Genomic DNA, 13300 nt, shown 5'->3' with positions numbered 1-13300 from the left:
TGTTAATGACTGATTCTGCCTTCGCATCCGAACGCCTACTCTTTACCCCCGCCATCCCAGATACTGATGCTATCCCGCTGATTTTTGCCTTTCCCAATGAATACAGCGTCGGCATCACCAGCTTAGGCTATCAAATTGTCTGGGCAACCTTGGCAATGCGTTCTGATTTGCAAGTCAGCCGCCTGTTTACCGATATTCAGGAACCACTCCCCACCTCCCCAGAGTTACTGGGCTTCTCCCTCTCCTGGGAGTTGGACTACGTCAACATCCTCAACTTACTGGAACGTTTAGAGATTCCGCTTTCTGCTACTGAACGTACCCAGAATCACCCCCTAATTTTTGGGGGTGGCCCCGTATTGACAGCGAACCCGGAACCCTTTAATGAGTTTTTTGATGTAATTTTGCTGGGGGATGGGGAAGACTTACTGGGGAACTTTATCGATGCTTACAAGGCGGTACGAACAGCAGAACGCCTTACCCAACTGCGGCATCTAGCACAGGTACCAGGAGTCTACGTTCCTAGTTTGTATGAGGTGACGTATGAGGATGCAACGGGAGCAATTCAATCTATTGAGCCAGTCGATGGTGAAATTCCCGCCCAGGTAGTCAAGCAAACCTATCGCGGTAACGTCCTCAGTGCCTCTACGGTAGTGACACAAAAGGCGGCTTGGGAAAATATCTTTATGGTGGAAGTGGTACGCAGTTGCCCTGAGATGTGCCGATTCTGTCTAGCTAGTTATCTGACGTTGCCTTTTCGGACAGCCAGTTTAGAAGCCTCGCTGATTCCAGCAATTCAGCGTGGGCTAGAAGTGACAAATCGCCTAGGGTTATTAGGGGCGTCGGTGACGCAGCATCCAGAGTTTGAAGCGTTACTGGATTACCTAAGTCAGCCACAGTATGAAAATGTACGGTTGAGTATTGCCTCAGTACGTACAAATACGGTGACCGAGAAGTTGGCACGAATACTGGCGGCGCGAGATACTCGTTCAATCACGATCGCTGTTGAAAGTGGTTCTGAGCGCTTGCGGCAGATTATTAATAAAAAGTTGACTAATGAAGAAATTGTCCAAGCGGTGGTAAATGCGAAAGCCGGAGGGTTGAAGAGTGTCAAACTCTACGGTATGGTAGGCGTTCCGGGGGAGGAGATGGCAGACGTGGAGCAAACAGTGGAGATGATGCGATCGCTGAAAAAAGCTGCGCCCGGATTGCACCTCACCCTCGGTTGCAGTACCTTTGTCCCAAAATCCCACACGCCCTTTCAGTGGTTCGGGGTGAATCCCCACGCGGAAAAACGGTTGAAGTTCTTGCAGAAAAATTTGCGATCGCAAGGCATCGACTTTCGTCCCGAAAGCTACAACTGGTCAGTAATTCAGACATTGATTTCCAGAGGCGATCGGCGGTTGTCCCCACTGCTGAAACTCACCCGGCACTACGGCGACACCGTCGGCAGCTTCCGCCGTGCCTTCAAAACCCTCAAAGGACAGTTACCCGAACTAGACTTCTACGTTCATGATCATTGGTCAACCGACCAAATCCTCCCTTGGAACCATCTCCAAGGGCCCCTCCCCAAAGCTACCCTCGTCAAGCACCTCAACGATGCCACCAGCCACTTCAACCAATCTCCCAAAGAGTTGCAACTGATAAAGTAATTAGCTGCGGTATCCAGAGGCATACGCTCTGAACTTTTAATGCAAATTACTGCTGAATATTACTGTGCTTTTTGCGGCGAACCGAGTCTAACCTTTGTCGATCTCAGTGCGGGTGGACAACAGTCTTATATCGAAGATTGCCAAGTTTGCTGCCGTCCAAACGTCCTTTATATAAGGGTTGATGAAGAGACGCTGGATGTTGAAATTGATACTGACTATGTAGAGTGATCAAGGCGATCGCACCAGACTTTGACGCAGTAGAAACCGAGGTACTGTTAGCCTGGAATAAGGTCAGAAAGATTATTTTATGTCCAACCTGCCACAACTAGCTTCACACCGTATTTTTGCCCAAGTCCATTCACCACAAAGGAGATAGAAATTTGAAGACCCAGAATGCACAAAGTTGGCAAGCTTTAGTTGGTGGGGTGATTGCCGCCGCGCTGATCCTGATTAGCTTTAGTTCCTTTGTCATCATCAACCCAGGTCAGGCAGGAGTAATCAGCATCTTAGGAAAAGCCCGTGATGGCGCTTTACTTGAAGGTATTCATATCAAACCCCCACTAGTTTCTATAGTGGATGTGTATGATTTGACCGTCCAAAAATTTGAAGTCCCAGCTCAGAGTTCCACCAAAGATCTTCAGAATCTGACAGCTAGCTTCGCCATCAACTTCCGCCTCGATCCCACCCAGGTTGTTGAGATTAGACGCAAACAAGGCACATTAGAGAATATTGTGTCGAAAATTATTGCGCCTCAGACTCAAGAATCCTTTAAAGTCGCGGCGGCTAGAAGAACAGTTGAAGAAGCGATTACTAAACGGGATGAATTGAAGCAAGATTTTGATCTGGCTTTAAGTGAACGCCTAGAAAAGTACGGCATCCTCGTCCTCGATACCAGCGTTGTTGACCTGACGTTTTCACCAGAGTTTGCCAGAGCCGTTGAAGAAAAGCAAATTGCCGAACAACGGGCGCAAAGAGCTGTCTATGTAGCACGGGAAGCAGAACAACAAGCACAAGCGGATGTTAACCGTGCTAAAGGTAAAGCTGAAGCTCAACGACTCCTCGCAGAAACCTTGAAAGCCCAGGGGGGTCAGCTAGTGCTGCAAAAAGAAGCTATCGAAGCCTGGAGAGAAGGAGGTGCCCAGATGCCAAACGTCCTCGTGACGGGTGGTGGCTCCAACGGTAGCGTGCCCTTCCTATTCAACTTAGGTAATCTTCAGGAAGCGGCTCGATAATTCCGCCTCTACCTTAAACCTGCAGTAAAACACTAAGTCTGGGTCGGCAGGCTTAGTGTTTTACTTCTAAATTCTATTGCTAGAAAAGAGCTAGGTGACTACGCCCCTGCGTCCGCTTGTGGTGTGGAAACAGTGGAGTCTACAAGGTGACGTTTGGCGGGATAGTAACTAGCAATCAGGGCGACCATCAGCCACCAGAGGGTGCTGATCTGAGGACGATACCAGACGGTATCAACTACGCCATGGGCTAGCATTCCCAATAAAGCTGCGATCGCTGCCATTAACCAAAAGCTACTGTTACCAGTCTCGCGGGAACGTTTCAGTTGTTGCACGCCTTGATTGAAGGTGACAACCAGCAGCCAGATAAAGCAAGAAAATCCGATTAAGCCTGTTTCTACAGCAACTTCTAGAAAAATTGAGTAGGCACTCAGGGCAGTGAAGCGAGGACGAGCGTAGAGGGGATAAATACTATTAAACGCATTGTTACCAGGGCCAATGCCAAGGATAGGGCGGTCGCGAATCATCTCGATTACCGCTGCCCAAACATTGATTCGGAAGTTATTACTGCTATCTTTACGACCGAGGAAGATACTAAAAACGCGATCGCGTATGGGTTCGACAAATAAAATTGCCATGGCTAATAAGCCCAAGGAACCTGCTAGCAGCACAGGAAGTGCCCAGCGACGCCAAGCCATTGGTAACCGTACGCTGTACCAATACACCAGCAGGACTAAGAAAGTAAATCCACAGACGACAAAGCCAATCCAGCCTCCCCGACTGAAGGTGAGGATCAAACAGGCAGAATTGACAACAAACATCGTCAGTGCTAAGGCTTTCGGCACCCACCGCTGCCAGGAAAAACACGCCGCCATACTCAAGGCAACCGCCGGAATCAGATATCCCGCCAGTAAATTCGGGTTGCCCAAATAACTATAAACCCGTGTCAGCTTTGCTGTTGTTGAAGTAGGGTCAACCCAGGTTGCTAGTGCAGTAGCACCAAAAAACCACTGCCGTAGCCCGTAGACACTGACAATCAGTGAAGTCAGTAGGAATAGCGTCAGAATTACGTTACGCCAGCGAGGCGATCGCAATATCCGTGCTGAGAGGGCAAACAGCAGTAAATACAGCGTTAGCTTGATCAAGCCCTTGGCGGCTTCCTCCTTTACTGGCGATAACGCTGTTGCCACCGTTGCTATGCTCCAGTACAGCAACACCAGTAGGTGAATGGGGGTCACTCCTACTCTGGTGCTATCCGACAACGTCAGCAGTACCCAGAAGGCTGCACAAGCAACGAGTAAAAGCCCTATCAGTGCCGTCGAGACAAAGGGAGCTAAAATCAACACCAAGCTCACCATCAGCGCTGTCAGTGGTTCCGCCCATTGCAAAAGCCAACTCTCTCGACGCCATGCTTGCAGCGGGCCTACTAGCCGATACAAATAGCTAGCACCTCGCCACTGAGGCAGATGCAAATCCGACAGAGTTAATTGTTGCCAAACTGAATTCATAATTGCTTGTCAGTTGTCTATTCTTACGTCAATGACCAGTAACTAATCCTCCGCTACTAACTGAGGTAAGCTCACGACATAGCGGTATCCCAATTCTGGTGAACCTTGAACTGAAATTTGCCCGCTATGGAGTTCTGCAAGCTGGCAGCTTAGTAGAAGTCTTAAACTACCATGAGAGCCCATCTCTTCAGAAGTTTGATTGAAACCCTGCGCTAAGGCAAAGGCTGTTGATAGTGAAGAACTAGAGAGCCGTTGCTCCCCAACGGCAGAGAAAGACAGTGGTCGAGGTTCGTTGATGTCAAGGTGGCAGAGGTTCGTAGCAGCCACTTCACTACTATTCAAGTTTGCAACAACACTTGAGTAAAGTTCCACCTGAGGTAGACCGTCTCCCAACCAAGGATGAGTGATCCAAACAGCCACGTTGAGGCGATCGCTTTTTCGTGAAATATGAATGCGAATTTCTCCCCCAGCTTCAGCTGATTGAATCACACTAAATACCAGATAGTACAACATCTGGCGAACTACGATCTTGTTTAGTAACCAAATCCGTTTCCCTGGTTCTACCGACAAACGAATCTGTAGCTGTCGCTGCTTTGCTAATTCTAGTAGACCATTAATTGCCTGTTGACACAGCATTTCGATGTCTACAGCGTCAAGCTTCAATTTTTGACGTTTCTCATCCAGCTCACCTAGAGCAACAATTTCCTCAACGAGTGCCACCAGATACTGACCGCTAGTGTGGATAATTTCTATGTACTCTTTTTGTTTGAGCGTTAAAGGACCATACACTTCGCGACCGAGAACGCTTGCCATTCCCATCACGGAAGTCAGCGGTGTTCGGAGTTCTTGGGTAAGTTGGGTCAGTAATTGAACTTTGATGAAGTTAATTGAGTTACTGGCGGGTGGGCTAGCAGGTGAAACCAGTTGAACAGTCTGATTCCCTTGAGACAAATCAGGTTCCCACCGTTGGGAAAATTGACCGTTAGATGCCGACTTAGACAGATCAGATGTCGTAATACTGAGATTTTTCCCGAGCTGGTTGCGCTCGTATTCGCTCAGACTCCAGCGGGCGATCAGTGCTAAAAGCTCACACTCCTTGGTGGTAAAGCTGCGAGGAGTGGTATCCATTATTGCTAAGGTTCCGATGCATTGTCCCCCTGTGGTTAACAGTGGCGCACCCAAGTAAGCACGGATACCGTATTGCTGCACGAGTAAGCTAGTAGCAAATACAGGATGGGTTGAGGTGTCGTCAATCGCTAGCACCTGATGACTATCGACTACATAGGTGCATAAGGATTCAAGGCGTGGCAGCGAGCGCGATTTGGCAAGCTGATTCATCAGCCCGACTCTTGATAGACCAAAGGTGGACTTTAGCCACTGTTTGTCTTGGGTCATTAAGCTCAAAATACAGATCGGTGCCTCTAAAAATCGCGCCGCCGTCTGGGTAGCTTCATCGAAAACTGGAATGGCTTCAGCATCAAGTAGCCCGAGTGCCATCAACGCGGCAAGCCGTTGCTGTTCTCGGGATATCGGTGTCAAATTATCCAAATAACAAAAGAGTCGGTTTTCAGGGTTGCTCGTCATAGCCTCCACCCTGCAGTTACTACTTTCATTGCTTGTCTCGTTACTACTAAAGATTTACCCGCTACACTTAGCGTTCCCTAACAATGTCCCGAACAAACATTTTCCTGTAAGAGATTGGAGTTTTGTGTAAATTTTCGGATAAGAAATGTATGTTTTTTTACGAGTATTGAGGAAATCATTACGGGTAGGAAGATGATTTTCCTCCGAGCGTTGAGAATTTATCCAAAAATCTGTAATTAAAAACGCAAAATGGTGCTGCACGTCATGCCGATCGGCTAACGCGCCTCTACCACCTCTGTAGTTAAAAAATCAAATCAGACCGATTCTGATTCCGGAGTCGTCCAAGCCGGGTGAGCTAGCAGGGCAGCAATAACTCGCACGCCGCGTAATTGGTTGGAGAGCGGTAAATGCCCTTTTGGGGCACTGATATCCCAGGTAAAGCCGTTGGGATAACGAGTCCAGTTATTTCCCGTCTTCCAGCCAATTTGTTTCCATAGTTTTTCCCAGTTTTTCCCAAGTACTAGCCAAAGCTCCCGCTGTACAGAAAAGCCAAACTTTCCTTCTGAGTAGACAAGCCAGAGGGTATTGATTGTTTGTAAATCTGCAACTGGGCAATACTCAACATCTGTGAAGTACAGCCACTTTCTCTGGACAGCCTCTGGACTCGCCATTTGGCAAAGTTTTTGTAGGGTGAGGTAATCAGCAGCTTGGAAGTCTTGGTCAATCAATAGTTGTTGTAACTGCGTATAGTCAACACCTTTCTCAGAGCGCAGTGGCACAACTCCTGTAGGAAAGTGGGTTTGAAGAAATTCTTTTGTGGTGGGTTGTTCGAGTTTATAAAGGGTCTGGTAAACTTTCCCAACAACGAGGTCAGGCGGAGTTGATTGCCGCAAGAGTAAAAATTCCCTCAACACAGTTTCACCAGTACTACCAGCATTAATGAGTTCTGGAATGAGCTGGAGTTGTTTTTTTTCTGAAGCAGATTGAAATTGACTCGCCAGTTCATTAAACTGGCGATCGCTAGGGATGGCGGAAGTCGTTGTTTGGTCTGTCATGAAGCGGCTGGAAGTGAATGGCGACAGGGATAGCTGCTTGAGGTGACGGCGGCACAATCTACCGCTGTCTGGAGTCGAGTCGGAGAATTTAAGGGCGGAGGATCATGAGAGGAAGGGGCAAAAATCCTGATGGCTACGGCTTAATTGTCCGGACTGACTGATCACTATTTAACCCCACGACGAGCGATCGCCCCAAGGATCTAGCCATTTGCAAGTAGCGAATATCGGCCCAGAGAGCAGAGCGGCACAAGCATGAGTAAATTGCATACTACATCGTAACGCTATCAGCACGGAACGCTACCTACAGATGCGATCGCGTTTTCAGGAGCGTATTTAACCCCGAATGATAGAGATAAGGGCTGTGCCAGTGCCCGTACTGAATGACACGTTGGCTCATTACCACTCCCCATGATTAATTTCATCTTTCATACATTCTCCCCCATCGCTTAATTGACTAATTGACAAAACTGCTGCTGACAAACGACGCTCAAGCAGTCAGATCTGGTAGCCTACCAAAGAAGTCATTGTCATTTCTCAAACCCGCAGCATGTACGAGAAAATTACACCGCCTAATACAGGGTCTGTCATTAGCTTTTCAGAAGGTGAGCCAATTGTTCCAGATAATCCCATTATTCCCTTCATTCGTGGTGATGGCACGGGGGTTGATATTTGGCCTGCCACCCAAAAAGTAATTGATGCCGCTGTGAAAGCTGCCTATGGCGATGAGCGGAAAATTAGCTGGCTCAAGATCTACGCGGGGGACGAAGCCTGCGACCTCTACGGTACTTACCAGTACCTACCCCAAGATACTCTAAACGCCATTCAAGAATACGGCATTGCCATCAAAGGCCCACTGACAACACCTGTTGGTGGTGGTATCCGCTCCCTGAACGTCGCCCTGCGTCAGATTAACGACCTCTACGCCTGCGTCCGTCCTTGCAAATACTACCCTGGGACACCTTCTCCCCACAGATACCCGGAAAAACTTGATGTGATCATTTACCGGGAAAACACGGAAGATATTTATTTAGGAATTGAATGGCGTCAGGGAAGTGAAATCGGCGATCAGCTCATTTCTATCCTCAACACTCAGCTAATTCCCGCTACCCCAGAACATGGCAAAAAGCAGATTCCTTTAGACTCTGGCATTGGCATTAAGCCGATTAGTAAGACAGGTTCTCAACGTCTGGTGCGTCGAGCGATTAAGCACGCATTGCAACTGCCCAAGTCAAAGCGCCAAGTCACCTTGGTGCATAAAGGCAACATCATGAAGTATACAGAAGGGGCATTCCGAGATTGGGGCTACGAGTTGGCAACGACAGAGTTTCGCGCTGACTGCGTCACTGAACGGGAATCTTGGATTCTCAGCAACAAAGAGCAAAATCCTGAGATCACCTTCGAGGAAAATGCACGACGAGTAGAACCAGGCTATGACTCCCTTACCCCAGAAAAGCGGAAGGAGGTCGCAAAGGAAGTCGAAAGCGTCCTCGGCGCAACTTGGGAAACCCACGGGAACGGGCAATGGAAAGAGAAAGTAATGGTCAATGACCGGATTGCTGACAGTATTTTCCAGCAAATCCAGACCCGTCCTGATGAATATTCTATTCTCGCCACGATGAATCTGAACGGGGACTATATCTCTGATGCAGCAGCAGCGATCGTTGGCGGTTTAGGGATGGGGCCTGGAGCCAATATTGGGGACACTTGCGCCATCTTTGAGGCGACCCATGGCACAGCACCGAAGCACGCCGGACTCGATCGGATTAATCCGGGTTCTTTAATTTTGTCAGGCGTGATGATGTTGGAATATATGGGCTGGCAGGAAGCAGCGGACTTGATTAAGAAAGGTATGGGAGAAGCGATCGCCAAGGGAGAAGTCACCTATGACTTAGCACGCCTAATGACTCCACCCGTAGACCCTCCCTTAAAGTGTTCTGAGTTTGCCGAAGCCATCATTAAAAACTTTCAGTGAACCTTCTGAAGTAGGGAGATTGGGGAGCAGGGGAGAACCGATAACTTTTAACCTCTTACCTCCATACTTTCTTCCCTACTCACCGACTCAGTATTTCTCCCCGTTCCCCTGTTTAGGGATTTGAAAACGTATTCAACCGATTTCCCCCGACATAGCTTCCTTGAGTACGACGGGAAGGGGCAGTAGTTGGCTGAGTGAGCTGACTGGGCTGTAAGCCATAGGTGACTGGCGGGGGAGTATTAACTCCTGCTTGCGGAAGCGGTGGGACTGAGTACTGCCCGATATTAGTTGGGGCGACTGGTGCCACAGGAACAATCGGTGCATTGAGACTCGGTTGGGAAGGAGCTAAAAAGTTATAGGCATTGCTGGGAACAGCAGAGGCTCCTGAAGGAGGATTGTAAGCTGTTCCTCTTGGTGCATTAGCAGGTGGATAGGTAATTTGTCCTGGTAGGGCTTGAGGGGGGAGAGATTGCTCTTGTACAATCGCTGGCGGCTGCTGGGGTTGAGCAGGAGTAGCCGTGTTATTGACAGCCGCTTGGTTATTGAGGGCATTTTGTAAGGCGCTGACTGGTCTTGTATTTTGATTGGAGTTGGGCAGGTTATTTCTAGGAACAGAGGAAGTAGGGTTTGAGGCTGATGAAGTATCAAAACTGCTAGCCGGAGCGCTCAAATCTGTAAACAGACCACCATCAGCGAGAGGGCCAGCATTTAACAAGGCTTGCGCTGAGTTTGCAAACGGATTACTAGATGGGGCATTAGATTGGGATGAGCGACTAGGAAGGGAGCTAGTAGCAGGGTTTTGAGGCGCTGTATTTGACTGTTTGCGGATAAATTCAGCAAATAAACCTGTAGGTTGATCCTTCTGAGTTGTTGGCTCTGGCAAATTTAATACCGGAGCTTCTTGGAGGTTCTCTAATTCTTGTAAAAGGGTTGATGAGCTATCTATCTCTGTGGCACCCTCTGCCAGCTCGTTGGCTGAGAGAGCTGGTTCTGGTGTTAGCTGATCGGCGATTGCCCCTTGACTATCTGGAATTGCAGGTTCTGCACCTGTGAAAATCTGCCACTGTGGAGAGAGCCAGTACTCCCATGTCACAACCAGCACTAACAACAACAAAGCCGAAGAAGCCCAAAACACTGGACGCCCAAACGGTCGCAATCGGGCTTTGAGGTAACGGAGGGAGGCTGGAGGTTGCTTGGAAGAAGACATGACTGTAGTGCCGCCAGAGTGGTGCAAAAGTTAAACTTTCAAGGAGGTTGGAGCAATACTTGGGCTGCATTTCGATTGTGACCTTGTGAAATGCTTGTCTCAAGACCAATTAGCCGCTTCCTTCCTAAGTTGATTCTATCTCCTATAAAGTAGGGTGTCGCCGCCAATAGCGAGTCCAGAATATCAGTATTTAACTATTTTTAATTTGAGTTAGTCTCTCAGGGCAGAATTATTGTCAGTGAGAATAACAATATTTTGCCTGACTCTATATTCTCTCTGTCGGGCTATGCTTTCTGTGAACATTACCGTGCTGCTTTGACTAATAATAAACTTCCAGCTCCTAAACCAAAGAAGTTGGGCAACCAGGCAGCTATGAAGGGAGAGAGAATGCTAAGTTGACCTAATGCCCCAGTAATAAATCCGAGTAAGTAGTAGGAAAAAATCACAACAACGCTAATCCCAAAGCTAGTTGCCTTGCCTGTCCGTTGCGGTCGGGTTCCTAAGGCGGCACCAACTAGACCAAAGACTAGGCAGACAAAGGGAAACGAGATTCTTTGGTTCAGGCGTACTTTTACTTTAAGTAGCCGTTTCATATCCCCTCCAATCTGCACAATTTTCATATATTCCAAAGACTGAGCAATGTTCATTTCGCCAAAGTCTCGCTGAGCTTTGCTTGCCAGATCCAAGGGTGCTCTAGGTAGCTTTAGCTGCTGACTTTCAAAACGTAGGATATTGCGGTAGGAGGCGTCGGGTGAGACAAGATAGATGGTGCCGTTGAAAAAATCCCAGGTACTTTGTTCGGGGTTCCAAACGGCTGATTCGGAGGTGACAATTTGGTTAAGTCCTGTTCGGGACCAGTCGAGAATGGTTAAGCCTTTCATCTTCTCACCGTCAAATTGGTCGGCGTAGAATAAGCGCTTGAGGGTACGGATTTTTTCACCGTTGGGTTGGGTAACTTCTCCGTATTCGGGATAGAAGATGTTGTTTTCTTCAAATGAAGGGGTTCCTTCATTTAAAGCTTGTTCTAAGGTCTGAGAGGCTTGGTAGTTGGCAGCCGGGACAACTAACTCGTTGAAGACAAAGGTCATCGCTGTCACCACTAAGCTCAATACAATGGCAGGCATGACGAGGCGATAGATACTGATCCCACAACTCCGGAGGGCAACTAATTCACTATCGCTGCTAAGGCGGCTGTAGGCGATCAGTGCGGCTAGGAGCGTAGACATCGGGAAGGCATAGGAGATGAATTGAGGCATTTGCAGTAGCATTACATGCACGGCAAGGCTTAAGGGAAGTCCAGCCTCGGTCACTTTCCGTACTAAATCAAAAAGTGTACCGATCGCTACCCCTACGGAGGAGAAGGCTCCTACTCCGAAGAGAAAGGGTGCGGTGAGTTCGCTGGCGATGTATCGATCCATGACCGATAAGCCAGGAATGAAGGAGTAGAGAGATTTACCTGGTGTCATTGGTGATTATGTGATGAGTCATTAGTCATTAGCAGCCAGAAAACAACCGATAACTGACTAGGCAACGGGCTAGCGTTGGAATTCGTCGCCTAGATAGTATTGTCGTACCAGGGGGTTGTTGTACAGTTCTTCGGCGCTACCGGATGCTAAGATTTGCCCGTCCCGCATGATGTAGGCGCGGTCTGTAATGGCGAGGGTTTCGCGGACGTTGTGGTCGGTGATCAAAATTCCCATGTAGCGATCGCGTAATCCCGCCACAATTTTTTGAATTTCCGACACGGCAATGGGGTCAACCCCAGCAAATGGCTCATCTAAAAATAAAAATTTCGGCCCTTCTGGTCCGGAGGCTAAGGCTCGTGCCAATTCTGTCCGCCGCCGTTCTCCTCCAGAGACTTGATTACCTAGGGTGTGAGCGACTTTTTCCAGGCGAAACTCTTGCAGTAAGCTTTGTCGGCGCTTGTTCCAATCCCGGCGCGGTACGTTGGTTTGCTCTAGCACCAGTTGGATATTTTCTTGCACGCTCAAATGACGAAAAATACTGGGTTCTTGCGCTAGGTAGCCAATGCCGAGATGCGCTCGTTTGTTCATCGATAAGGCGGTAATGTCGGTGTCGTCTAGCCACACCGTCCCTTGTAGAGGTTTTTCGAGTCCGGTAGCTATATAAAATGTGGTAGTTTTTCCCGCGCCATTGGGGCCTAGCAGCCCAACCACTTCTCCTTGGGCAACTGAAAGGTTAACGCGGTTGACAATAATGCGTTTGCCGTAGGATTTGTGGATGTTCTCTAGAACAATTTTCACATCAATTTAAGAGTTGTCTGTGCTCGAGCAGCCCTTGGTTAAGGTAGCAGTGATGTAATCTCAACGGTGCCGTCTTGCTCCTCACGGCTGAGGACTGACGTAGATCCTGGCACCGCGATCGCTCCTCTATGATCCAAGAATCAGCGCTATAAATAAACGCTGATCTTGTCAATTCTCTATCAGCAAGCGAGCTGATAGGTGTCTTAGAGACGGATTTAGGGTGAAGAGCAGTGTCACCGTGAGGTAGAGACAGGTGCTTCGGGATCGGAAATGATGTAGGTGGATTCTACCTGCCGATTACTTTTGGGTAGGGCAACGAATCGTCCTTCATCGACTAGATAGGTAATGGTTTCACCTCGGATACTGTTGCCTTCCTGCAAGACGTAGACATTGCCACTCAGTACAAGGCGACGCTCCCGACTGAAGTATTGGGCTTGGGCAGCCGTTGCTTGAATTTGTCGGGCAGGGTAGTTCATTTGTACGTTGCCCCGCGCGGTGATTACCCCAGTTTGGGAGTTAGCTTCTTGAACATCAGATTGTAGGGTAAGGGCACGTCCGTCTCCGGTTTGTGCCTGAGCGTCTAATATTTGAGGAGGAATGGCGATCGCGCCTACTAAAGCAGCAGGCAGCACTAACGCCAAACCCAGGCGACGCCTCAGATCGAAATTAACTTTGCCAGCGAACTTCATTGATTGTGTAGGCTCCAGATGTCAAAAACTTGTGATACCGCACTCGGTTAATTTACCCATACTTAAGAGTCACGATCCGGATCGTTTCGGTGTCGGGTGGGTACTTCCCCAACTATAACGGTCTTGACGGACAGTCACAGCCA

11 protein-coding genes and 1 pseudogene are annotated in these 13300 nt (G+C 48.5%); 4 read left to right on the top strand and 8 right to left on the bottom strand.

What is annotated here, in order from left to right; translation table 11 throughout:
* Positions 1-5: 5 nt before the first annotated feature.
* From AC5JR3_RS19575 to AC5JR3_RS19565, 3 genes are all read left to right on the top strand, one after another.
* Positions 6-1649 carry a B12-binding domain-containing radical SAM protein gene (locus tag AC5JR3_RS19575; RefSeq protein ID WP_495848234.1) on the top strand — a complete coding sequence of 548 codons (1644 nt, stop codon included), beginning with the start codon at positions 6-8 and terminating at the stop codon, positions 1647-1649.
* Positions 1650-1688: 39 nt separating this feature from the next.
* Complete coding sequence (locus tag AC5JR3_RS19570) at positions 1689-1877, top strand: CPXCG motif-containing cysteine-rich protein (RefSeq protein ID WP_495848233.1); 189 nt, start codon at positions 1689-1691, stop codon at positions 1875-1877.
* 152 nt (positions 1878-2029) lie between these two features.
* Positions 2030-2881 (top strand): prohibitin family protein, encoded by an 852-nt coding sequence (locus AC5JR3_RS19565; RefSeq protein ID WP_495848232.1) that lies wholly within the window; start codon positions 2030-2032, stop codon positions 2879-2881.
* 98 nt (positions 2882-2979) lie between these two features.
* Here the strand turns inward: AC5JR3_RS19565 and AC5JR3_RS19560 are convergent, their stop codons facing one another.
* From AC5JR3_RS19560 to AC5JR3_RS19545, 4 genes and pseudogenes are all read right to left on the bottom strand, one after another.
* Positions 2980-4386 carry an IctB family putative bicarbonate transporter gene (locus tag AC5JR3_RS19560; RefSeq protein WP_495848231.1) on the bottom strand — a complete coding sequence of 469 codons (1407 nt, stop codon included), beginning with the start codon at positions 4384-4386 and terminating at the stop codon, positions 2980-2982.
* Between the two features lie 42 nt (positions 4387-4428).
* Positions 4429-5970 carry a GAF domain-containing sensor histidine kinase gene (locus tag AC5JR3_RS19555; protein WP_495848230.1) on the bottom strand — a complete coding sequence of 514 codons (1542 nt, stop codon included), beginning with the start codon at positions 5968-5970 and terminating at the stop codon, positions 4429-4431.
* 314 nt (positions 5971-6284) lie between these two features.
* The gene (locus AC5JR3_RS19550) at positions 6285-7025 is read right to left on the bottom strand and encodes a GUN4 N-terminal ARM-like repeat domain-containing protein (RefSeq protein WP_495848229.1); all 741 of its coding nucleotides are present in this window, start codon (positions 7023-7025) and stop codon (positions 6285-6287) included.
* A 136-nt stretch (positions 7026-7161) separates the two neighbouring features.
* Positions 7162-7248: pseudogene (locus AC5JR3_RS19545) on the bottom strand (D-glycero-beta-D-manno-heptose 1-phosphate adenylyltransferase); the annotation flags it as partial.
* A 324-nt stretch (positions 7249-7572) separates the two neighbouring features.
* Here AC5JR3_RS19545 and AC5JR3_RS19540 point away from each other — a divergent pair.
* Positions 7573-8997, top strand: a complete 1425-nt coding sequence (locus AC5JR3_RS19540) for an NADP-dependent isocitrate dehydrogenase (protein ID WP_495848228.1) — start codon at positions 7573-7575, stop codon at positions 8995-8997.
* Positions 8998-9109: 112 nt separating this feature from the next.
* On the opposite strand, the gene AC5JR3_RS19535 is transcribed toward AC5JR3_RS19540, so the two are convergent.
* From AC5JR3_RS19535 to AC5JR3_RS19520, 4 genes are all read right to left on the bottom strand, one after another.
* A complete protein-coding gene (locus AC5JR3_RS19535; protein WP_495848227.1) occupies positions 9110-10204 on the bottom strand; it encodes a hypothetical protein in 1095 nt (364 codons plus the stop codon).
* Positions 10205-10506: 302 nt separating this feature from the next.
* Positions 10507-11622 carry an LptF/LptG family permease gene (locus AC5JR3_RS19530; protein ID WP_495848263.1) on the bottom strand — a complete coding sequence of 372 codons (1116 nt, stop codon included), beginning with the start codon at positions 11620-11622 and terminating at the stop codon, positions 10507-10509.
* 117 nt (positions 11623-11739) lie between these two features.
* Positions 11740-12468, bottom strand: coding sequence for an LPS export ABC transporter ATP-binding protein (gene lptB / locus AC5JR3_RS19525; RefSeq protein ID WP_495848226.1), 729 nt, complete (start codon positions 12466-12468; stop codon positions 11740-11742).
* Positions 12469-12701: 233 nt separating this feature from the next.
* Positions 12702-13157, bottom strand: coding sequence for an LptA/OstA family protein (locus tag AC5JR3_RS19520; protein ID WP_495848225.1), 456 nt, complete (start codon positions 13155-13157; stop codon positions 12702-12704).
* Positions 13158-13300 lie beyond the last annotated feature (143 nt).

The organism is Kastovskya adunca (assembly GCF_059505785.1).
Note: the sequence above shows the minus strand (reverse complement) of the source record. Positions and strands in the feature narration are given on the sequence as shown.